Genomic DNA, 21,650 nt, shown 5'->3' on the forward strand with positions numbered 1-21,650 from the left:
ATTATGCTGAATCTGGACAAAGAAATAGAAGAACTAGAAGAAAGTCTTGCACGTTTAGAAAAAAATATTAATGATATTGAGTTTGAAAAAAATCAATATCATGAAGGAATAAAACGTGCTATAAAAAAACAGAATATTAAACAAAATATTCAGCTTATGTTAAATGTTGTCCTTGCCAAAATGGGGAGAATCCCATATTGTTCGGTCGATGATTTTCGTAAAGATATGAGGATACGTCAAGATATACAGGTCATGCGCAATCAATTGGCTGCATTATCATGTTCGAAAGCTATTGTTTTGAAAGATGAAGAAAATTATGTACCTAAAGAAGTGCATGAACCTTCTTTAGAAAAAGATATTGATATAGAGCCATTAAAAAAAGGATACATTGCAATTGTTGTGAATTCTTTGGATCGCGGAGGATTGGAACAAGTAGTTGGCTTATTAGCTCAAGAATTTTATAAAAAGAATATTCCGATTAAGGTGTTATGTCTAGATGATGGCGGCTTAATGGCAGAACGATTAAAACAAGTAGGAATCGAAGTCCTAATATTTCACGGAAAAGGACATGCGTTTAAAACCTACATCAGGAAAAATCCACCTTCTTTGGTCAATACACATTACGTCAAAAGACATATTAAATTCTTGCATAAAGAAGGAATTCCCATTGTTGAAGTAGTACATAACATGTATGTATATTACTGTGATCATGTGGCTGAAATTGAAAGGGAAAACGAAAAATATTATACCAAATTAATCGCAGTATCTGAAATTGTAAAAGAGACATATTGTAATAGGATTAAACAATCGGATAAAATAGCAGTTATTGGAAACGCGGCGATTTTGCGAGAAGAACCACAAAAAACACGAGAAGAAGTTCGTGCTTTTCTGGGAATTCCCCAAGAGGCTTATGTAATATTGAATGTTGGAAGCATTGATCCAAGAAAAAACCAAGTTGGTATAATTACTGCATTTGATATAGTAGCCAAACTAGTTGAGGTACCAGTTTATTTGGTATTGGCAGGAAATGTTCAGGACGAAGCATATAATAATAAAGTACTAGATTCAATTTCTAAATGTGAACACAAGACCAATATTATTTGCTTGCCCTATTATGAAAGAGTTAGAGAATTATATCAAATGGCAGATGTGTTTGTGCTTGACTCATATTATGAAGGATGGAGCATTTCTGCAACAGAAGCTTTGTATGATGGTTTACCGATAATACATTCAATGTGTGGGAGTGCAGTGGAACTTGTAGGAAACGGAATGTATGGAATGGTAGTGCCTAATCCGGCAGGAAACCTAAGCAAGATAAGAAATTTGGAACTTATAGAAGAAATAAACCGTGGAGAAATTCATAATACTAAAGAACTTGTTCAAGCTATAAAAACTATGATTAGTAGCAAAGAATATTGGACAGAAAAACGTACCGAAATACGTTGGAATATGCAGAAAAAATATTCGGTTGACTATATGATTTATTGTTATATAAAGTTATTTTTTAATATAAAAGTAGGTGATTAAATGGTATATTCTTTAAAGGAAAAAAGAAAAAATATTGGATTGTTCTTAATTAATACAGTTATTATTTTCTGTGTATTCGGTTTATTTGTTTTTAGTAAACATTATTCTAGTGATGATTTTTTTTGCTATTATGATCAGATGGGAGAGGCAAACGCAGTAATATTTTCTAGCTATAGGATATGTTTAGGAGTAATATATATAATATTATCATATTTAAAAATAAATGTAGTTACATATCAAATTTTATTTGGTGTGTTAATGCTAATTTGTTTTTCAGCATCTGTTACGTTGATAACAATAACTATAAACAATATAATAAGCATACAGGAAGGCACAATAACGGATTTTTCTTTGTTAGCAATAAATATTGGCAGTTTGATGCTTATTATTAATGTTTTTATTTCAGAATGGGTTTGGTTTTCATTAGGCTATATTCAGTGGGGGCTTTCTGTTCTGTTTTCAACATTAGCGGCCGTCTATCTCATTAGAAATGAAATTAAAGATTATGTGCTCACTTTCTTTTTCTTATTTTTAGCGGCAGGATGTTATCAAATTTCTATTTCTATTTATGTTTTTGTAGTTATGCTATTCATCACATGTAATGAAAAAGGAAAAATATCAAAAAATGCAATAAAATATACTGTAAAAGCTGCTATTCCTGCTATATTATCAATTTTGGGAAACATGCTATGTACAAAGCTGTTGGTTGCATTTGGAGTAGGGTATTCTGGAAGTAGGGCTGATTTCGGTATCCAACAGATATTGGAAAAGTTATGTATGTTATTGAAAAATGAAAAAGTGCTTTGGAATACTGGTTTGGGGTTGTTGCCGAAGTATTTTATGTGTATTATTTGTGGAGCGTATATTTTTCTCTTAATTTATTTAATTATAACTGGCAGGTTTAAATGGAATATTTTAGCTGTTCTGGTTACATTATTAGCAGGTATTGCTGTAATGTGTATGCCAGTTGTGTTACAAGAGAGTTTTTATCAACCAGCAAGGATGATTGTTCCGATAACAGGCGTGTTTATGGTTTTGCATATTGTGATTATAGTCGGAATGAGAAATAAAAAAAAGGTGTTGCAATGTGCTGTCGTTATTGGAATTGTTTATCTTGGAGTGAATATTGTAGAAATACAAAGAAATACTGTTGATTGCATAATAACATGTGCACTGGAAAAAAAAGAAGCAGAAGATATTGTTAAATATATACAGAACTATGAAATGGAAAATAATTGTATTGTAGAAAATATTGCTTTTTTGCCTGATGAACATCCAGTATATAAATATACAAATGAAATTGCTAACTGGGGATATGGTGGAGAAATGGCCAGTAGATCAATTTTAGTAGATTGGTCTAATATTCAGCTTTTTAATTTTTATTCAGGAAATAATTATAATAAATCTTTTGATAATGTAAAAGATTATGTTAGCGAAAAGAAAAATTATGAATATTTTTCACCAAATGAACAAATTTATATAGAGAATGGTACAGCGTATATTTATATTTATTAAGAAAGATAGGAGAATACATAGTTGAAAGAAAAAAAAATATCAATAATTATATCTGTTTATAATGAAGAAAATGCTATAGATAAATTTTTTGAAGAGTTTGATAAAATAAAAAATCAGTTTAAATGGGATTATGAAATTATTTTTGTTAATGACGGAAGTAACGATAATAGTCTGAAAATGTTATATGAATATGCTGCAAGGGACGAAAAGGCAAAAATAATTAGCTTTTCAAGGAATTTTGGACATGAAGCGGCTATGATTGCAGGAATAGATAATGCATCAGGTAATGGAATTGTTTGTATGGATGCTGATTTACAACATCCTTTGGAATGCATTCATGAAATTATTGCTAAATTTGAAATGGGATATGAAGTTATCAGCATGGTTCGTTTGGAAAATAAATCAGCAGGGTTAATAAAAAATATAACATCAAAGGCTTTTTACAAAGTGATAAATATATTATCCGATCAGGCAAGATTTGAAGAAAATGCTTCTGATTTTTTTGCGATTAGTAATAATGTAGCTAGAGTATTAAAAAATAATTATAGGGAAAAGGTAAGATTTTTAAGAGGATATGTACAAAGTGTTGGGTTTAAAAGTACTACTATAGAGTATTCAGCTGCGGATAGAGCTGGGGGTGAAAGCCATTATAATATTAAACGGTTATTAAAATTTTCTATAAGTACGATAGTGTGCTTTTCGGATTTTCCACTTAAATTGGGGATATATGCTGGGTTGCTTTCGGCACTGGCTGGGATTATTGTTCTGATTTACTCCTTGTGTACAATTACAGGATCTCCAAGTGGTTACACAACATTAGTTACGCTGATTTGTTTTATGTTCGCTGTGCTGTTTATTGTAATTGGAGTTATAGGACAGTATATAGCAGTTATGTTTTCTGAGTTGAAGGATAAACCGATTTACATTATTGAAAAAAAGATTAATTTCGATGAAAAAAATAAAGAGTAATAAAAATGGAGAAGCTAAGAAATTGTTTTTATTTTTGAGTATGGAATACTTTTGTGGATGAGAGAAATGAGTGAAAACATAAAAATTACAGTACAAAATAGAAGATATAATTTGGATATAGTACGGTGCTATGCATGTGTAATGGTTGTCTTAATTCATGTTGTTGCGATTGATTGGTATATTGATCCTAATTTGGATAAATGGAAACTTTACAATTTATTTGATATGTTTGCGCGGTGTGGAGTACCTCTTTTTTTTATGTTAAGTGGAATTTTGTTTTTGGAAAAAGAAAAACTGTGTATTTCTAGATTCCTATCGCATAACATTTTTAGATTAGTAAAGCTATGGTTAGTATGGTCAATTTTCTACGAGAGTTATTTGCAATTAAGGACCCATACATATTCAGGAATAAAAGAGTTTTTGACTGGATGTATAAATGGGCATTATCATTTATGGTTTTTGCCAACGCTGATTATGGTTTACTTGATTTTTCCAATTATACATGAAGGAATACATAATAATTCATTGAACGTGAAATATTGTTTAGTTTTATTCGGAGCGATAATTTTTCGTCAAAATCTTATTATATTACCAAACAAATCAGATCTATTAAATGCCATATTAGAAAAGACGAATTTTACTGCAGCTATTATATATACTGGTTATGCGGTGTTGGGGTATTATTTAAGCAAAAAGAAGTATGGGAAAAATGCACGGATATTAAGTTGCCTTATATATATAGTTGTATCTATAGCAGGTGCTTATGGGAATTGGTGGTATTCTATTTACTATAATGGTGGAGAAGCAGCGGAATGGTTGTATAACTATTTTTCAATTCCGACTTGTATCCAAGCTGTTTGTGTATTATGTTTCTTTTTGTCATTTGAGAATATAAAGTGGCGTGGATGGAAATATTTGTCATCATGTACATTAGGTGTATATTTAGTACATCCGTTTATCATAGAGAATTGCGCATATAAGGGGATTTCTGTTGCAAATGGAAATCCTTTGATTACAGTACCTATAATGCTAATAATAATGCTGATTGGAAGTCTGATAATTACTGTCTTAATAAAAAAAATACCTATAGTAAATAGATATATATAGTTACACCGGATATGAAAATTTACCGGAGTAGCTTGACAATTCGACTTCCGCTTTGACGGCCTCATTCCATGGTGCCAGAAGTTCTAATTGTAAGTGCCTCAAAACATGGCGTAGTGACGCCCACTATTCTTCCTGCTATACTGTAAAACATCATATATCAAGGGAGGCACACTTATGGCAAGACCAAATTCAGAAACAGTCACTACATTTGGCGAAGTACTTCATTCTGTTAACAATGCTTATTCCCAGGGAAGCAGAGCCACTAATGCCGACAACCGGCTTATGATCTATTTCCAGGGAATGAAAGTTTATGTTCCAGACGGTTTCCAGGCTGATACATTTTTGAAACTTCTTCAGACATTGAAAAAGTTATGAAGAAGCGTATTGCAGAAGGAACCACTATAGAATTAGCAAAGCCAGGTGTAAATCTCACCCTATTATGGACGGAATACTGCTCCGATTGCTATGCATCTAAGCTGACGCCATACATGTACACGCAGTTTTGTGACAAATATCGCAAATGGGCAAGGCTCACAAAAGCAACGATGCGTATCACACATAAACCTGGAGATGCTATGCAGGTTGATTGGGCTGGTACAACCATTCCTTATTACGATCGTGTAACTGGCGAAGCTACGGATTTTTATTTGTTCGCCGCAGTTCTGCCTTGCAGTTGCTATGCATATGTAGAAGCTTGCGACGATATGAAAACAATTAACATTATCGATCAGCTCCGGCCCTGGTCAAAAGAATTACCGGAGCAGTGCCGCTTGAAAAGAAGCAGAAAAAAATGCCTCAAACAATGATGTAGGCATTATAGCAGGAAAACTGCTGTTTTGCACTACGCCATGTTTTGAGGCACTTACAGACAATCGACGGATTTTTTGCGTAAAGAAAACTTACTTAAGAATCACCGGAAAGGAAAACATTTAAAATGGATAAAATAGCAGTACTAATTCCCTGTTACAACGAGAGCAAAACCATAGAAAAGGTTGTAACCGATTTCAAGAAAGTATTGCCGGAAGCGGTAATATATGTATACGATAATAATTCCACTGACCATACAGATGAAATTGCCCGCAGAGCAGGAGCTGTAGTCAGATATGAATATCAGCAGGGCAAAGGAAACGTTATTCGCAGAATGTTTCGTGAAATTGATGCACAGTGTTATATCATGGCAGACGGAGATGATACTTATCCCGCAGAATTTGCCCCTTCAATGGTTGAGAAAGTATTGAATAAAAAAGTTGATATGGTAGTGGGAGATCGTCTGTCATCTACTTATTTTACAGAGAACAAGCGGCCATTCCATAATTTTGGAAACAGTCTGGTGCGTAAATGCATTAATATTATGTTTAAAACCCAGATAAACGACATCATGACAGGCTACAGAGCATTCAGCTACCAGTTTGTAAAGTCCTTCCCTGTATTATCCAAGGGGTTTGAGATTGAGACTGAAATGAGCATTCACGCAGTTGATAAGAACATGTATATCGAAAATGAAGTGATCGAGTACAGAGACCGTCCCGAAGGCAGTGAATCCAAACTGAATACATATTCAGATGGCTTCCGGGTACTGAAAACCATAGCCAAATTATACCGTAATTATAAGCCAATGGCATTCTTCGGACTGGTGGCAGCAGTGCTTTTGATCCTTGGAATTGGATTCTTTATACCGGTATTTGTAACCTTCCTTGAAACCGGACGTGTGGGAAAAATTCCTACTCTGATCGTATGTGGTTTTGCTGTTTTGGGAGCAATTCAGTCATTGTTTTCCGGACTGGTCCTGCAGACAATGGTTCAGAAGAACCGGCAGGACTTTGAAATGGAGTTACAAAGGATACAGGAGCAATATAACAAATTATTATGAAAGTTCTGGATAGCAGTGCGAAGCACGAACGTTCATATATGGTAGTAACGCTAGAGCCTGTTTGAAAAATCATTCCCGCAATCTGCACGCCCCACTTTGCAGTATATTTTGCCCGAATTCGGTTACCGTAGCCCGCTACGGCACCCTCATCCGGACAAAATCTCCCACAAATTGTGACGCACATCTTGCAGAAAGCCTTTTTCAAACATGCTCTAGAGACGATAGGTCTGCCTGGAGAAATAATAAAAAGTGGAAGCACAGAAAAGGCTTCCACTTTTTGTTATATGATCATTGTTATAGCCTGTACAACAACAAGACTTTCAATCACCATCATAGTTTCCCATATTTTACAGCTGCGGTTATGATCCACAGACACCATAGATGTAGAAAACAGGGAAAACAGCGCTGGAGCAAGAGGAAGAAAATAACGTCCCTGAATGCCCTGTATATGATCACAGTCCATTGTGGTATAACCGACCATCATGGAAAACATAATCAGCAGCAAAGATCCCAGACAGCTAAAGGCGATAAATGTCCGGCTTTTTCTGGTGAAAACCGGGGTGTCTCCTTTTACGTTTACAAGCAGTAAAAGAATGATCAGGAATACTATTAAAAGGGACCAGTTGATATTAATATCCAGCCAGGATAACTTTCCGCCTAATAAGCCTCGAAGAATGGTGTCACTACACTGGATGATAGTATTCCACAAAATATAAATGGTCTGGAGCGGGTGCTGGAATACATATGAAATCGGATAAATAGTATTTTCCGGATCCGCAGAAATATCTGTGGCAAACATTGCAGAAAACATAGGCATAAATTTAATTAAAGTAACTGCAATTAAAAGGACAGCTCCCACGCAGATACATAAAGGAACGATCCAGCGCATCTTTTTATGCATGTGAGGATGCGGCACATGGGAAAAACACATGAGCAGCAATAACAAAAGTGGAAGGTAAACCCCGCCTTTCACAATTGCAATGAACAGTGCCAGAAATCCAAGAGCGATCAGGTAACTTTTTTTTCGCTTAGGGTTATGTAAACGGTAAAAACACAGTGCCGTAAACAAAAAGATGAACCCGTTTATCACAGAATCATAGGAAGCAGAAGCTGCCTGCTGCAGCGTGATAGGCAAAAGCCCAAGTGCTCCCAGAAGATTTTTTCCAAATGGTGCAATGCAAATGGCAAAATAGACCAGAAGGATAAATACCACAAGACTGCAGATCCTTGCCAGCTGGAAGGTAAGCATGGGGGAAAGATGCAGCAGCCGTCCAATACTAAGTCCTATTGCAGCCGGAACATAAACGACTGCAGGAACCAGACCTGATGTGCTTACATAGGAAATTTCAATCAGATCCGTATCCGAAGCAAACTCAAAGCTGTGAAACAGAAGCTGGTAGTAGGAGTTCGTCTCCAGTCCATTGCTTAACATATCGCTTAACTGAGCATCACAACGCCGTTTATATATGGTATTGCCTGGGGTTTCCGTATTTTTTACAAACAGCATTTTGTTAGAAAGGCTGTAAGCTGCATCAAAATGCGTTGGTTCATCCGGAACTCCGTGAACGGTAACCAGGCATTGGAAAATCAGTCCCAGAAATAAAGCAACAGGAATATAAAATTTCTGCACGGTCATCTGGCGGATAATGATCAGATAAAATGTCATTATTATAAATAAAAGCAAGATAACACACAGCGCAATATAAAAATAAAGCATGAAATTATTGTCGCCGTAAGTGAAGGAATAAATAATATTTGTATGACTGTTTGTATCGTTGTTAAACTCCTGAATCAGGGCCTGTTTTTCATTTGATGTAAAAGAAAGAACCGTTTTGTCCCCATTTATTAATTTCAGTTTTAATTGTAAATGTGCATTTTCAGAGGCACTTACTGGCTGGGACAGATCGCAGGTCAGTTCTTTCTTTTTTGTTGCGCGGAAAACGGAAAGCGTGTGTTCTGCCTGATAATAAATTTCTCCGGAATCTGCATTCGTCAAGGTGATGAAAAGGCGGGCATTGGAAGTTTTATTTTTTGCAGTGCCCTCAAGTGTAAACATCTTTAACTCAGGAACTGTACAGGTAAACGTCTCTGTAAGAACGGGGGAATCCGAGGACAAGGTTATGGTACCTGTAGGTTTATGAGTTGTCATCATAACGTACTCAATGGGCTGATGAAGGTTAAAACGAAACTGGGCTTTATACATAAGAAGACATACACCACTGATAGAGAGAAGAATGATAAAAAGCGAGAGGATATGTCCTGGTATTTTCTTTTCTTTATTCATATATAGAATCTCCTGTGTAAAAAATATTTGTGAAATATGCTCTGCTATTCACACAAAAATAAAATTTCATGTTAAAATATTATAACGAATCGGAAATAAATATGCAATGATTTATAAGAAAAGAGAGGGATAAATGAAGAAACGGAAGCGCTTACTGGTTATACTTTCAACATTTGTCATGGCTGCTCAGCCCATGTGCGTTGCCGCAGAAATGCAGGATGCAGAAGGCTTTGGGGCAGTAGAAGAAATATGGGCTGACGAGGGGAATGAGGAGGAATTTGCTGCAGCTCCTGAAGTGGAAAATGAGGATTTAAATGGCTTTCAGGCTGAAATTTCCACAGAGGAAAATGACAGGATTGAGGCAGAAGAATCTGGTGAGATCATCTCCGGTGCTATTGCAGGAGATTCCGTTGACAGCGGCATCAGCCTTTTTTCTCTGGACTATTACACGGACAGCTATGGTGCTCAGCTGGATGGAAATGCAAAGGCCTTGTATGATCTTTTGGTGCAGAATTATGTGGTGGATTACAGCCAGTATCTGGAAAGTGTTGATTTTCCTTTTGAATTTCCTGATACCATTACATTTGAAGCAGTCGTTGAGGATGGCAGTTTTCAGAGAAAAGGAGAAAGCTATGTACAGGCTACCGATGATGTGAAAACAGCTATTCAGGCAGCTTCAGATGCTTTTTCCTATGATTATCCACAGGCTTTCTGGTTCCGGGGCAGCAACTATGGATACCGGGTCAGCTGTGTTCGGGATGGGTCCTCTTCTACCGGATACAGGGGAACATTTAAGAATTTCACCTTTAAACCGGCGAACAGGGAAATCAGTGAGAATGCCCATACTCGAATGGGGGATTTTATGGATGGTGTTCAGAGTGCTGTTGCAGAGCTGAATGAGCAGACTTTGGGCATGGATATGGAGCAGAAAATAAAGCGGATTCATGATTATATCTGTCAGAGAGTTACTTACAGGAACGATAATACTTTGTGGGTGCATTCTGCGGCCTCGTTGTTTCTGGATGCAGATCCTGCATTTGTCTGCGAGGGCTATGCAAAATCCATGAAAATTTTCTGCTATTATATGGGAATAAATTGTGCATGTATCAGCGGAACAGCCAGGGGAACTTCTTCAGGAACTCCTGGAGCGCACATGTGGAATTATGTACAGATGGATAATGGAAACTGGTATCTGGTGGATGCCACATGGGATGATGTGGGAACCCCTCCATCTTCACGATATTTGCTGGTGGGACGCTCTACAAAGGGACAATATATTACCATTGGTGAGGAGCGTGTGGAGTATACCAGTTTTTCTACTACTTCAGCAGAAACGGCTGGTCCTGTGTTTATTTTGCCGGTTCTGGCAGAAGAGAGTTATGCAGATAATAAGGGGAAAAATGAGCCCACAGTTACAGTTGTGCCTACAGTGACACCAACTGCGGCGGTAAGTGCGGAACCGACCCCGACTGTAAGTGCGGAACCGACCCCAACTGTAAGTGCGGAACCGACACCAACCGTAAGCGTGAAACCGGCGCCCACTGTAAGTGCGGAACCGACCCCGACCGTAAGCGTGAAACCGGCGCCAACCGTAAGTGTGGCTCCGACCCCGACCGTAAGCATGAAACCGGTGCCCACCGTAAGTGCGGAACCGACCCCGACTGCAAGCGTGGCTCCGACCCCGACTGTAAGTGCGGAACCGACTCCGACCGTAAGCGTGAAACCGATCCCAATCGTAAGTGCGGAACCGACCCCCACCGCGAGTGTAGCACCGATACCCACTGTAAGCGTCACTCCAATCCCGACTGCAACCCCAGTGCCGACTGCGACACCTACACCAACTACCACCACACTTACCTTACGGGTAAAACAAAACTACAAGTCCGGTGGTAAAATAAAGTCAGTCCGCACCACCAATAAGAAGATTGTCAAAGTGGATAAGAAGGGCAAAATCACTGGGAAAAAAGCCGGAAAAGCAACGGTAACCATCACTTATACCAACGGAAGCCGCAGGATTTTCCGGGTAAAAGTGCAGAAAGGCATTGTAAAAACAACGTCTGTTTCCGTGAATAAACGGAATATAATCCTTGCCAGAAAAGGAAAAAGCTTTCAGCTGAAAGTTACTCTCACACCAGTCACTAGCCAGCAAAAAGTAACTTATAAAAGTTCCAATTCCAAAGTAGCAGCAGTAAATTCAAAAGGAAAAATAGTTGCGAAAAAGAAAGGAACAGCTACAATTACAGTGAAGTCAGGAAACAAAAAAATCACCTGTAAAGTGAAAGTAAAGAAATAATCCCCAAATACTGTCAGAACCGAAACAAAAAAAGTTTTGGTTTTGACAGTATTTTTTTATTGACAAAGCCCAAAAATATGATATACTTTGATAATCAAACTATTTTAAATTAAAAACAAGAAACTACACAACATACCGGAGGGTATTATGGTTGGAAAAATAAAGGGAACCGGTTCCTACAGGCCGGTTCAGGTGTGGGACAATGACAAACTGTCCCACATGATGGATACAAGTGATGAGTGGATTCGTGGGCGAACCGGAATCGGTCAAAGACATATTGCAAGCGGTGGAGAGACCGTTGCTTATATGGCAGCTCGTGCGGCTGAGGAAGCTCTTTCAGATGCAAGAATGCGACCGGAAGAGATTGATTTGCTCCTGGTGTCTACCATGTCATCTGAAAGAATCATGCCATGTGCTGCCTGTGAAGTGCAGAAACTGATCGGTGCAGTGAACGCAGCTTGTTTTGATCTGAACGGTGCATGTACAGGATTTCTGTTGGCGTTGAATACAGCCCAGGCCTATCTGGGACAGCAGATTTATCGCAGGGCATTGGTAATCGGTTCCGAAACTCTTTCCCATCTTACAAACTGGAAGGACAGAAGTACCTGTGTATTGTTTGGCGATGGTGCCGGTGCGGTGGTGCTGGAAGCGGAAGAAAATGCAGTCTATATCCAGGCTGCGCATTCTATTGGAAGCAGAGGCGAAGCCCTTACCTGTGTCAGCCGCAATCAGCAGCAATTTATAGAAAAAGACGCAGATCTCTCTTCAACTTACATGCAGATGGATGGAAAAGAAGTATTCAAATTTGCAGTTTCCAAAGTTCCGGAAGTGATTACGGAGGTGCTGGAAAAAGCAGGAAAAACAAAAGAAGAAATCCGCTTTTACATGCTTCATCAGGCGAATAAAAGAATCGTTGCTTCCGTGTCAAAACACATGAACGAACCTTTGGAAAAGTATCCGATGAATATAGAAAATCTGGGAAATACATCCTCCGCAAGCATTCCGCTTCTTCTGGATGAGTGGAATAAAAAAGGCAGATTAAATTCAGGAGACTGGATTATCCTTTCAGGATTTGGCGGTGGACTTACCTATGGAGCCAGCCTGCTTCAGTGGTAAAAATGTGTATCAGGGCTTTGAAAAATAAAACTATAGCAGATAAAAAAGGCTGCTTTGTCATGGAAATCAGGTAATTCAGGCTGATAAATACAGGTTGTTAGAGAGCGCTTTGAAAATCATTTCCGCAATTTGCGCGCCTATTTTGCAGAATGCCTTTTTCAAATACACTCGGGTCATATAAAGTGAACAGCAACCAAGTAAAGCTTTGAATCATAAAAAGTTGAAAATGGATTTGAAAATCTAAAAAACAAAATAAGGAGAACAAAAAAATGTTAGAAAAAATCAAAGAAATCGCAGCAGATTCATTAGGAGCAGACGTAAGTACAATGACAGCAGAAACATCTTTCAAAGAAGATCTCGGAGCAGATTCCCTTGATCTTTTTGAGATGGTAATGGCACTGGAGGAAGAGTTTGAGGTAGAGATTCCTACTGAAGATCTTGAGAATATTAAGACCATCGGTGATGTGGAAAGCTATCTTCAGAGTCGCCAGTAATTTGAAAATTTTGTATTCAGACTTTGGCAGTATACAGAAATAATCAGCCGGAATGTCAGGAAATATAAGTTATTTAAAGGAGGATTCCGGCATGTATTTGCCATAGGCGGGCATGGTATAACGGAATTACAGAATGGAGAATTTCATGAAAACAGAAGTTACAGAATTACTTGGAATTGAATACCCGATCATTCAGGGCGGCATGGCCTGGGTGGCAGAATATCATCTGGCAGCAGCTGTTTCAGCAGCTGGCGGACTGGGGCTGATTGGAGCCGCAAGCGCTCCTGCAGACTGGGTTCGTCAGCAGGTACGGGAGGTAAAAAAACTGACCGATAAACCTTTTGGTGTGAATATTATGCTGATGAGTCCATACGCAGATGAGATTGCACAGGTAATTGTGGAAGAAAAAGTTCCAGTGGTTACAACCGGTGCAGGAAACCCTGAGAAATACATGAAAATGTGGAAGGAAGCAGGAGTAAAGATCATTCCGGTTATTGCTTCTGTGGCTCACGCAAAGAGAATGGAGCGATGCGGAGCGGATGCCGTAGTGGCAGAAGGATGTGAATCCGGCGGCCATATCGGTGAGACAACCACAATGGTTCTGGTGCCTCAGGTCGTAGATGCAGTGAACATTCCGGTTATTGCAGCTGGTGGAATCGCAGACGGAAGAGGGATTGCAGCAGCCTTCATGCTTGGTGCAAAAGCCGTTCAGATGGGAACTCATTTTGTGGCAACCACAGAGTGCTGGGCACATCAGAATTACAAAGATATGATACTGAAAGCAAAGGACATTGACACAAAAGTAACCGGTCGCTCCACCGGTCATCCGGTACGTGCTCTCCGCAATCAGATGACAAAAGAATACTTGAAAAAAGAGGCAGAAGGAGTTCCGTTTGAGGAACTGGAGCAGATGACACTTGGCAGCCTGCGCCGTGCTGTTGTAGACGGAGATGTGAAAATGGGAAGCGTTATGGCTGGTCAGAGTGCAGGACTTGTGAAGGAGCAGATGAGCTGTCAGGAACTGATCAGAAAGCTGGTAAAAGAGACGGATGCGTTGTTGAAAGGAACTGGAATTTATGAGTAAGATCGCATTTCTTTTCCCTGGACAGGGAGCACAGAAGGCTGGAATGGGACAGGATTTTTATGAAAAGTATCCCTCTGCCAGACAGATTTTTGACCAGGCAAGTCAATGGCTTTCTCTGGATATGAAAGCTCTTTGCTTTGAAAAAAATGACAGATTAAACCTTACAGAATATACGCAGGCAGCACTGGTAACCACTTGTCTTGCAATGGAAAAAGTGGTGGAGGAGTGTGGGCTTCATCCGGATATAACTGCCGGATTAAGCCTTGGAGAGTACTGTGCCATCGCTGTTTCAGGTGGAATGAGTGTGAAAGATGCCATAGTAACTGTGCGAAAAAGAGGAATTCTTATGGAACACGCAGTGCCGGCAGGAGAAGGCTCTATGGCAGCTGTTATAGGTCTTGATGCAGATAAGATCCAGACCGCAATTGCAGGAACAAAGGCTGAAATTGCCAATTATAATTGCCCTGGACAGATTGTTATCACAGGACCAAAACCCGCTGTAGAAGAAGCTTCTGTGAAGCTGAAAGAAGCCGGTGCAAGGCGTGTACTTTCCCTTGCAGTAAGTGGTCCTTTTCATTCCTCTTTGCTTCAAAATGCAGGAAAAGAACTGGAAAAAGAACTGTCAAAAGTAGAGTTTTCCGGTCTGAAGATTCCTTATGTGACCAATGTAACCGCCCAGTATGTGACAGACATCAGCGAGACAAAAAATCTTCTTGCAAGGCAGATTTCTTCCTCTGTTCTCTGGCTGCAGAGTGTGGAAAAGATGATTCAGGAGGGTGTGGATACTTTCGTAGAAATTGGTCCCGGAAAGACTTTGGCTGGTTTTATGAAGAAAATAGCGCCGGAAATGAAGACCTATAATATTCAGAATGTGGAAGATCTTGAACAGATTTCAGATCTTATACACAGTAGAAAATAAGATCAAAAACAGTTAATTAAAATAATACAGGTATTATCAGAAGCAGCCGATACGGAGAAATTCAGAAGTGGTTAACAAAGGAAAAGTTAATGTTTGTCGTGCTGGAAAAATATGATATTCACCTGACTTTACAGGAGTAAAACAAGGAATGAATGCAGAAAAAAAGATTGCAGTTGTAACAGGTGCTTCCCGTGGAATCGGAAGAGCAATTGCTCTTGAACTTGCTGCTAAGGGAGCATTTGTAGTTATAAATTATAATGGTTCAAAAGAAAAAGCAGAGGCAGTGAAAGCAGAGATTATTGCTGCCGGAGGTTCGGCTGAAACCAGTCAGTGCAACGTATCTGACTTTGATGCCTGCGGTGCTTTTATTAAAGAAACAGTAAAAAAATATGGACAGATAGATATCTTGGTGAATAATGCAGGAATTACAAAAGACGGGCTTCTGATGGCAATGAGTGAGGAAGATTTCTGCAGGGTTATAGATACAAATCTTAAAGGAACTTTTAACTGCATTCGTCATGTGACCAGACAGATGTTGAAGCAGAAAAGCGGACGCATTGTAAATATGGCATCCATTGTTGGCATCGGCGGAAACCCCGGACAGGCTAATTATGCAGCCTCAAAAGCAGGTGTGATCGGTCTCACAAAGACTGCAGCAAAGGAACTTGCATCAAGAGGAATTACCGTAAATGCCGTTGCTCCTGGCTTTATCAGAACGGACATGACAGATGTACTTTCTGATAAGGTAAAAGAAGAAACCTTGAAGAATATTCCTATGGGAACTTATGGTGAACCGGAGGATGTAGCCAAGGCAGTAGCATTCCTGGCATCACCGGAAGCCAGATATATTACAGGGCAGGTTTTGTGCGTAGACGGAGGAATGTTATGAGTAAAAGACGTGTAGTGGTGACTGGACTTGGAGCAGTAACACCTGTGGGAAATAATGTGCAGGCCTTCTGGGAAAGTGTAAAAACAGGTAAGGTAGGAATCGGAGAAATTACCAGATTTGATACTGCAGATTTTAAGGTGAAGCTTGCTGCAGAAGTAAAAAATTTTAATGCAAAAGATTATATGGATTTTAAAGCTGCCAAACGAATGGAGTTGTTTTCCCAGTATGCAGTGGCTGCATCAAAGGAAGCTATGGCAGATGCAGGAATTGAAATGGAAAAAGAAGATCCTTTCCGCATCGGGGTAATTGTGGGTTCTGGCATTGGAAGCCTTCCTGCAATGGAGGCAGCAGATCAGAGACTGATCCAGCGCGGACCATCCAAGGTTGACCCTCTTCTTGTTCCCAAAATGATCAGCAATATGGCCGCTGGAAACGTATCCATTGCGCTTGGTGCAAGGGGAAAATGCACCAACGTAGTGACTGCCTGTGCGTCTGGAACACATTGTATCGGAGATGCATTTCGTGCAATCCAGTATGGCGATGCAGAAGTTATGATCGCAGGGGGAACGGAAGGTGCGATCAGCCCGGTTGGTGTGGCTGGATTTACGAATCTGACCGCTCTTAGCACCAGTCAGGATCCATATCGTGCATCCATTCCATTCGATAAAGAAAGAGGCGGTTTCGTAATTGGAGAAGGAGCCGGAGTTGTTGTTCTGGAGGAACTTGAGCATGCAAAAGCACGTGGTGCGAGGATCTATGCTGAGGTAGTGGGATATGGCGCAACTGCCGATGCCTACCACATTACTTCTCCGATTGAAGACGGCAGCGGAGCGGCGCATGCTATGACGGATGCCATGAAAGAAGCTGGTGTACAACCTGAAGAAATCGACTACATTAATGCGCACGGAACCGGTACACATCACAACGATCTCTTTGAGACAAGAGCCATTAAAGCAGCACTTGGAGATGCGGCAAAGAAGGTAAAAATCAATTCTACTAAATCTATGATCGGACATCTTTTAGGAGCCGCCGGAGGTGTGGAAGCTGTTGTCTGTGTGAAGTCCATTGAGGAAGGTTTTATTCATCAGACTGTAGGCACAAAGGAGACAGAAGAAGAGTTGGATCTCGATTATTGTATCGGCGGACCAACACGGCAGGAAGTAAATTATGCTATGAGTAATTCTCTTGGATTTGGTGGACATAACGCAGTACTTTTAATGAAAAAATACAGGTAAAAGTGAGTAATATCAGTTTGCGAAGCCTGTAACTTTGAAGGTACTGAACAGCTACATTTAAAGTATGAATTGCTGCAGAAATTGCTGTAAATAAGGAGAAAAAATCATGGAATTTGAACAGATATTAAAGTTGGTTGACCATGTATCAGCTTCTCATCTGGAGTCTTTCTGCTATGAAAGTGATGGAGTGAAACTGACTTTAAATAATAAAATTGCACCTGTGATCATACCTGGAACCATGCAAAATAACATATTATCTGGTGCTGAAACAGGAGAAAAAGGTTTCGTATATGGAGAAAAGTATAGCATTTCAGAACAGGCTCCAGATAGAAAAATGGCGGATAAAGAACTTTCTGCAAGTGAGAAAAAACAGGCTTCAGATACAATGATTTCCAACGGAGAACCAACAGGAAATACTGTGAAATCTCCTCTGGTAGGAACATTCTATGCAGCTCCATCTGAGGATGCTCCTGCCTTTGTAAAAGTGGGAGATATAGTAAAAAAAGGACAGATTCTTGCTATTGTAGAAGCTATGAAACTGATGAACGATATTGAAAGCGATTTTGATGGAGAAGTTGCAGAAATTCTGGTTGAAAACGGTCAGCCTGTAGAGTATGGACAGCCGTTATTTGTAATCCGTTGATATGGAAAGAAGCTAAATTTTATAATATCCATGTTAAAAGGTCAGAATCCCTTTTGACACGCAGACCATTTTATCAAAAATAGGATAAATACATTTGTTTTTCAATGAAATAGGAGCAGATATGAATCACTTAAATATAAAACAAATTGAGGAAATCCTTCCTCATCGTCACCCGTTCCTTTTGGTTGACTACATCGAAGATTATGAACCGGGAGAATTTGCTGTTGGCTATAAATGTGTCACATTCCGGGAGGATTTTTTTAAAGGACATTTTCCCCAGGAGCCGGTAATGCCAGGCGTTCTGATCGTGGAGGCACTGGCACAGACAGGTGCGGTCGCGATTCTTTCCAAGCCTGAAAACAAAGGCAGGATTGCTTACTTTGGCGGCATTGATAAGTGCCGGTTTAAAGGGAAAGTTCAGCCTGGAGATAAGCTAAAACTGGAAATGAAAGTCATGAAACAGAAAGGGCCTATGGGTGTTGGAGAGGCTGTGGCAACTGTGGATGGAAAGGTTGTAGTGAAAGCGGAACTTACTTTTATGGTGGGCTAGATAGATATATATAACGATACTCGGAAGGGTGAAATTATGATCAGAAAGTTATTAATTGCCAATCGCGGAGAAATTGCCGTAAGGATCATCCGCGCCTGTCGGGAAATGGGAATAGAAGCAGTTGCAGTGTATTCTGAGGCAGACAAAGAAAGCCTGCATACGCAGCTTGCAGACGAAGCCATCTGTATTGGACCGGGACCTTCTGTTAAAAGTTATCTGAATATGGAAAGTATTATCAGTGCCGCCATAGTATCCGGTGCAGATGCAATACATCCTGGATTTGGCTTCTTATCTGAAAATGCCAGATTTGCCCAGATTTGTGAGCAGTGCGGCATCACTTTTGTGGGACCTCCATCACAGGTAATCCAGAATCTGGGAAACAAACAGATTGCCAGAAATACCATGGAAGCAGCAGGAGTTCCAGTAATCCCCGGCACTACAAAAGCTATTCTGGATGTGGAAACAGGAGCAAGAGAGGCCAGTCAGATTGGCTATCCGGTCATCATAAAAGCAGCTCTTGGAGGCGGTGGAAAAGGTATGAGAACTGCCTTCTCTCCGGAGGACTTTGAACTGGCATTTCTTACAGCCCAGAAGGAATCTCAGATCGCATTTGGAGATGGAACCATGTATATCGAGCATTTTGTGGAACATCCCAGACATATTGAATTTCAGATCCTTGCAGACAGTCATGGAAATGTAGTACACCTTGGAGAAAGGGACTGTTCGATTCAGCGAAATCATCAGAAAATGATTGAAGAATCTCCTTCTATGGCAGTGTCAGAAGAGCTGCGGAAAGAGATGGGAATTGCAGCAGTAAAAGCGGCGAAAGCAGCACATTATGTAAATGCCGGAACTATTGAATTTCTCCTTGAAAAGACAGGGAAATTTTATTTTATGGAGATGAATACCCGTATTCAGGTTGAGCATCCTGTGACAGAATGGGTTACCGGTCTGGATCTGGTTAAGGAGCAGTTAAGGATTGCTTCCGGGGAAGCTCTGCCTTTTTCCCAGGAAGATATTCATATTCAGGGACATGCTATAGAATGTCGTATTAATGCCGAAAATCCATGGAAAAATTTTCGCCCGTCACCTGGAACAATCACGGATCTTCATCTTCCCGGAGGCCAAGGAATCCGGGTAGATACAGGAATTTACAATGGTTATCAGATTCCACCGTATTATGATTCCATGCTTGCAAAGCTGATCGTACACGGCAATAACCGTGAGGAAGCAATTGCAAAAATGAAAAGCGCTCTGGGAGAAATGATCATTCAGGGTGTTGATACAAATGTAGACTATCAGTTTGAAATTATGAACGATCCGGACTATCAGAAAGGTGTATTTGATATCGGCTTTCTGGAGAGTCATCAGATCGGAGGAGTGAAGGTAAATGAAGCTTAGATATGCCTTTAAACGTACAATTGCAAACAAATCTGCAGGTGCAGATAAAGAACTGAAACCAGAAGTGCCGGATGGTATGCTGAAGAAATGCAATGCCTGCAAGGCCGCTGTATTTGTAGATGAGGTGAAAAAGAATGCCTATATCTGTCCGCATTGCGGTAATTATTTCCGTGTTCATGCAAGGAGAAGAATCGAAATGCTGGCAGATGAAGGAACCTTTGAAGAGTGGGATAAGGTAATGTCAATAAGTAATCCTTTGTCCTATAAAGGGTACGAAGAGAAGGTAAAAAAGCTTCAGGAAAAGACAAACCTGGACGAAGCAATTGTCACAGGAAAGGCAAAAATAGGCGGAATATCTGTAGTGCTTGGAGTGTGTGACAGCCGTTTTCTCATGGCTAGTATGGGAGAAAATGTGGGAGAAAAAATTGCCAGAGCAGTAGAAAGGGCAACACAGGAACGTCTGCCTGTAGTGCTTTTTGCCTGCTCAGGAGGTGCCAGAATGCAGGAAGGAATTGTATCCCTGATGCAGATGGCAAAGACTTCCGCAGCTTTAAAAAGACACAGCGATTCCGGGCTTCTTTATATCAGTGTCCTTACGAATCCAACTACCGGTGGTGTGACAGCAAGCTTTGCCATGTTGGGAGATATTATCCTGGCAGAACCAGGTGCATTAATTGGTTTTGCAGGTCCCAGAGTGATAGAACAAACGATCCGGCAGAAGCTTCCTAAAGGATTTCAGAGTTCAGAATTTCTGTTGGAACATGGATTTATTGATCAGATTGCAGAACGAAAGAACATGAAAGAAACACTGGCCAGACTCTTGAAAATGCATTGTAAAAATGATTGTGCGGAAAGTCTGGAAGGACAGGAAAATGCAGAGAAGATTTCAGAAAAAAAATCTGATTCAGCTGACGGCATGTCTGTAAACAACAAATTAAATGTGGATTTTACGACGAAAATCACAGCAAAAAAATCTGCCTGGGAGCATGTTTCTCTTGCACGAAGCAAAGAACGCCCAACAGGAAAAGATTATCTTCCCTGGCTGTTTGATTACTTTATAGAGCTTCATGGAGATAGACTTTTTGGCGATGATCCGGCTCTGATTGGCGGTATTGCATACCTTGCAGGAAAGCCTGTAACTGTGATCGCCCAGGAAAAAGGAAATGGTACAAAAGAGAATATTGCCCATAATTTTGGCATGGTTTCTCCGGAAGGCTACCGAAAATCCCTGCGTCTTATGAAGCAGGCAGAAAAATTCCACAGACCAGTGATCTGCCTTGTGGATACACCCGGGGCGTTTTGTGGACTGGAGGCGGAAGAACGGGGCCAGGGAGAGGCAATTGCCCGAAATCTGTATGAGCTCTCCAGCCTTAAAGTTCCGGTGCTTTCTATTGTAATTGGAGAAGGTGGCAGCGGTGGGGCCCTTGCTCTTGCCGCAGGTGATCAGGTCTGGATGATGGAGAATTCCATTTATTCAATTCTTTCCCCAGAAGGCTTTGCATCTATTTTGTGGAAAGACAGCACACGGGCAAAGGAAGCCGCAGAAGTAATGAAGCTGACAGCCGTAGATCTGAAGGACCTTGGAATTATTGAGCAGGTAATCCCTGAGAATCAGCCTCTTACCAGAGAAAATATGGCAGATACCATGGAAGAGTTGAAAAACAGAATAGAAGAATTCCTGGAAACTTATCAGTTGCTTGATCCGGAAAAATTACTGAATAAGCGCTATAAGCGTTTTCGAAATTTGTAAAATT

At 40.1% G+C, this 21,650-nt stretch carries 19 protein-coding genes and 1 pseudogene; 18 read left to right on the plus strand and 2 right to left on the minus strand.

Going from position 1 to position 21,650, the window contains the following annotated elements:
* Positions 1-3 precede the first annotated feature (3 nt).
* The 7 genes from LIZ66_RS05330 to LIZ66_RS05360 all read left to right on the plus strand — a co-directional run bounded on the left by LIZ66_RS05330 (position 4) and on the right by LIZ66_RS05360 (position 6,988).
* Positions 4-1,527: a glycosyltransferase family 4 protein gene (locus LIZ66_RS05330; RefSeq protein WP_227200559.1), complete on the plus strand. Its 1,524-nt coding sequence runs from the start codon at positions 4-6 to the stop codon at positions 1,525-1,527.
* The gene (locus LIZ66_RS05335) at positions 1,528-3,042 is read left to right on the plus strand and encodes a glucosyltransferase domain-containing protein (protein ID WP_227200562.1); all 1,515 of its coding nucleotides are present in this window, start codon (positions 1,528-1,530) and stop codon (positions 3,040-3,042) included.
* A gap of 21 nt (positions 3,043-3,063) precedes the next feature.
* Complete coding sequence (locus tag LIZ66_RS05340) at positions 3,064-4,011, plus strand: glycosyltransferase family 2 protein (protein WP_227200565.1); 948 nt, start codon at positions 3,064-3,066, stop codon at positions 4,009-4,011.
* A gap of 66 nt (positions 4,012-4,077) precedes the next feature.
* Positions 4,078-5,118, plus strand: a complete 1,041-nt coding sequence (locus tag LIZ66_RS05345; RefSeq protein WP_227200568.1) for an acyltransferase — start codon at positions 4,078-4,080, stop codon at positions 5,116-5,118.
* A 174-nt stretch (positions 5,119-5,292) separates the two neighbouring features.
* Complete coding sequence (locus tag LIZ66_RS05350) at positions 5,293-5,493, plus strand: hypothetical protein (RefSeq protein ID WP_227200570.1); 201 nt, start codon at positions 5,293-5,295, stop codon at positions 5,491-5,493.
* Positions 5,490-5,924 carry a hypothetical protein gene (locus tag LIZ66_RS05355; RefSeq protein WP_227200579.1) on the plus strand — a complete coding sequence of 145 codons (435 nt, stop codon included), beginning with the start codon at positions 5,490-5,492 and terminating at the stop codon, positions 5,922-5,924. Before LIZ66_RS05350 ends, LIZ66_RS05355 begins: the two co-directional genes overlap by 4 nt.
* 128 nt (positions 5,925-6,052) lie before the next feature.
* The gene (locus LIZ66_RS05360; RefSeq protein WP_148462165.1) at positions 6,053-6,988 is read left to right on the plus strand and encodes a glycosyltransferase family 2 protein; all 936 of its coding nucleotides are present in this window, start codon (positions 6,053-6,055) and stop codon (positions 6,986-6,988) included.
* A 97-nt stretch (positions 6,989-7,085) separates the two neighbouring features.
* Here LIZ66_RS05360 and LIZ66_RS19060 read toward each other — a convergent pair.
* Together LIZ66_RS19060 and LIZ66_RS05365 are read right to left on the minus strand one after the other, a co-directional pair.
* Positions 7,086-7,172 (minus strand): annotated as a pseudogene (locus LIZ66_RS19060) (DUF6783 domain-containing protein); the annotation flags it as partial.
* Between the two features lie 96 nt (positions 7,173-7,268).
* Positions 7,269-9,272: a DUF2142 domain-containing protein gene (locus tag LIZ66_RS05365; protein WP_227198844.1), complete on the minus strand. Its 2,004-nt coding sequence runs from the start codon at positions 9,270-9,272 to the stop codon at positions 7,269-7,271.
* 133 nt (positions 9,273-9,405) lie between these two features.
* Between LIZ66_RS05365 and LIZ66_RS05370 the strand changes: the two genes are divergently transcribed.
* The 11 genes from LIZ66_RS05370 (at position 9,406) to LIZ66_RS05420 (ending at position 21,646) form a co-directional block, all read left to right on the plus strand.
* Positions 9,406-11,565, plus strand: a complete 2,160-nt coding sequence (locus LIZ66_RS05370; RefSeq protein WP_227200581.1) for a transglutaminase domain-containing protein — start codon at positions 9,406-9,408, stop codon at positions 11,563-11,565.
* Between the two features lie 147 nt (positions 11,566-11,712).
* Positions 11,713-12,681, plus strand: coding sequence for a beta-ketoacyl-ACP synthase III (locus LIZ66_RS05375; protein ID WP_227200584.1), 969 nt, complete (start codon positions 11,713-11,715; stop codon positions 12,679-12,681).
* A 269-nt stretch (positions 12,682-12,950) separates the two neighbouring features.
* Positions 12,951-13,175: an acyl carrier protein gene (acpP, locus tag LIZ66_RS05380; protein ID WP_118578781.1), complete on the plus strand. Its 225-nt coding sequence runs from the start codon at positions 12,951-12,953 to the stop codon at positions 13,173-13,175.
* A gap of 145 nt (positions 13,176-13,320) precedes the next feature.
* Positions 13,321-14,259 carry an enoyl-[acyl-carrier-protein] reductase FabK gene (gene fabK / locus LIZ66_RS05385; RefSeq protein ID WP_118578783.1) on the plus strand — a complete coding sequence of 313 codons (939 nt, stop codon included), beginning with the start codon at positions 13,321-13,323 and terminating at the stop codon, positions 14,257-14,259.
* Positions 14,252-15,178: an ACP S-malonyltransferase gene (gene fabD, locus LIZ66_RS05390; RefSeq protein ID WP_227200586.1), complete on the plus strand. Its 927-nt coding sequence runs from the start codon at positions 14,252-14,254 to the stop codon at positions 15,176-15,178. Before fabK ends, fabD begins: the two co-directional genes overlap by 8 nt.
* A 148-nt stretch (positions 15,179-15,326) precedes the next feature.
* On the plus strand, positions 15,327-16,067 hold the full coding sequence (gene fabG / locus LIZ66_RS05395; RefSeq protein ID WP_227200587.1) for a 3-oxoacyl-[acyl-carrier-protein] reductase: 741 nt from the start codon (positions 15,327-15,329) through the stop codon (positions 16,065-16,067).
* The gene (gene fabF, locus LIZ66_RS05400) at positions 16,064-17,302 is read left to right on the plus strand and encodes a beta-ketoacyl-ACP synthase II (protein WP_227200596.1); all 1,239 of its coding nucleotides are present in this window, start codon (positions 16,064-16,066) and stop codon (positions 17,300-17,302) included. Before fabG ends, fabF begins: the two co-directional genes overlap by 4 nt.
* A gap of 106 nt (positions 17,303-17,408) precedes the next feature.
* On the plus strand, positions 17,409-17,945 hold the full coding sequence (accB, locus tag LIZ66_RS05405; RefSeq protein WP_118578789.1) for an acetyl-CoA carboxylase biotin carboxyl carrier protein: 537 nt from the start codon (positions 17,409-17,411) through the stop codon (positions 17,943-17,945).
* Positions 17,946-18,066: 121 nt separating this feature from the next.
* Positions 18,067-18,495 carry a 3-hydroxyacyl-ACP dehydratase FabZ gene (gene fabZ, locus LIZ66_RS05410; protein WP_118578791.1) on the plus strand — a complete coding sequence of 143 codons (429 nt, stop codon included), beginning with the start codon at positions 18,067-18,069 and terminating at the stop codon, positions 18,493-18,495.
* A 36-nt stretch (positions 18,496-18,531) separates the two neighbouring features.
* Complete coding sequence (locus tag LIZ66_RS05415) at positions 18,532-19,896, plus strand: acetyl-CoA carboxylase biotin carboxylase subunit (RefSeq protein WP_148462174.1); 1,365 nt, start codon at positions 18,532-18,534, stop codon at positions 19,894-19,896.
* Entirely contained in the window at positions 19,886-21,646 is a 1,761-nt protein-coding gene (locus LIZ66_RS05420) for an acetyl-CoA carboxylase carboxyltransferase subunit alpha (protein ID WP_227200600.1), read from the plus strand. The genes LIZ66_RS05415 and LIZ66_RS05420 overlap by 11 nt, the downstream gene beginning before the upstream one ends.
* Positions 21,647-21,650 lie beyond the last annotated feature (4 nt).

It is taken from the genome of Blautia faecis, assembly GCF_020554845.1.
In the GTDB taxonomy this organism is placed as follows: Bacteria; Bacillota; Clostridia; order Lachnospirales; family Lachnospiraceae; genus Blautia_A; species Blautia_A faecis.

Bases quoted from the DNA above. Each gene is read 5' to 3' on its own strand.
- LIZ66_RS05360 (WP_148462165.1), top strand. From the start codon at position 6,053: ATGGATAAAATAGCAGTACTAATTCCCTGTTACAACGAGAGCAAAACC.
- LIZ66_RS05365 (WP_227198844.1), bottom strand. From the start codon at position 9,272: ATGAATAAAGAAAAGAAAATACCAGGACATATCCTCTCGCTTTTTATC.
- LIZ66_RS05345 (WP_227200568.1), top strand. From the start codon at position 4,078: ATGAGTGAAAACATAAAAATTACAGTACAAAATAGAAGATATAATTTG.
- LIZ66_RS05375 (WP_227200584.1), top strand. From the start codon at position 11,713: ATGGTTGGAAAAATAAAGGGAACCGGTTCCTACAGGCCGGTTCAGGTG.
- LIZ66_RS05350 (WP_227200570.1), top strand. From the start codon at position 5,293: ATGGCAAGACCAAATTCAGAAACAGTCACTACATTTGGCGAAGTACTT.
- acpP (WP_118578781.1), top strand. From the start codon at position 12,951: ATGTTAGAAAAAATCAAAGAAATCGCAGCAGATTCATTAGGAGCAGAC.
- fabG (WP_227200587.1), top strand. From the start codon at position 15,327: ATGAATGCAGAAAAAAAGATTGCAGTTGTAACAGGTGCTTCCCGTGGA.
- fabZ (WP_118578791.1), top strand. From the start codon at position 18,067: ATGAATCACTTAAATATAAAACAAATTGAGGAAATCCTTCCTCATCGT.
- LIZ66_RS05370 (WP_227200581.1), top strand. From the start codon at position 9,406: ATGAAGAAACGGAAGCGCTTACTGGTTATACTTTCAACATTTGTCATG.
- LIZ66_RS05355 (WP_227200579.1), top strand. From the start codon at position 5,490: ATGAAGAAGCGTATTGCAGAAGGAACCACTATAGAATTAGCAAAGCCA.
- fabD (WP_227200586.1), top strand. From the start codon at position 14,252: ATGAGTAAGATCGCATTTCTTTTCCCTGGACAGGGAGCACAGAAGGCT.
- LIZ66_RS05330 (WP_227200559.1), top strand. From the start codon at position 4: ATGCTGAATCTGGACAAAGAAATAGAAGAACTAGAAGAAAGTCTTGCA.
- fabF (WP_227200596.1), top strand. From the start codon at position 16,064: ATGAGTAAAAGACGTGTAGTGGTGACTGGACTTGGAGCAGTAACACCT.
- LIZ66_RS05335 (WP_227200562.1), top strand. From the start codon at position 1,528: ATGGTATATTCTTTAAAGGAAAAAAGAAAAAATATTGGATTGTTCTTA.
- accB (WP_118578789.1), top strand. From the start codon at position 17,409: ATGGAATTTGAACAGATATTAAAGTTGGTTGACCATGTATCAGCTTCT.
- LIZ66_RS05420 (WP_227200600.1), top strand. From the start codon at position 19,886: ATGAAGCTTAGATATGCCTTTAAACGTACAATTGCAAACAAATCTGCA.
- fabK (WP_118578783.1), top strand. From the start codon at position 13,321: ATGAAAACAGAAGTTACAGAATTACTTGGAATTGAATACCCGATCATT.
- LIZ66_RS05415 (WP_148462174.1), top strand. From the start codon at position 18,532: ATGATCAGAAAGTTATTAATTGCCAATCGCGGAGAAATTGCCGTAAGG.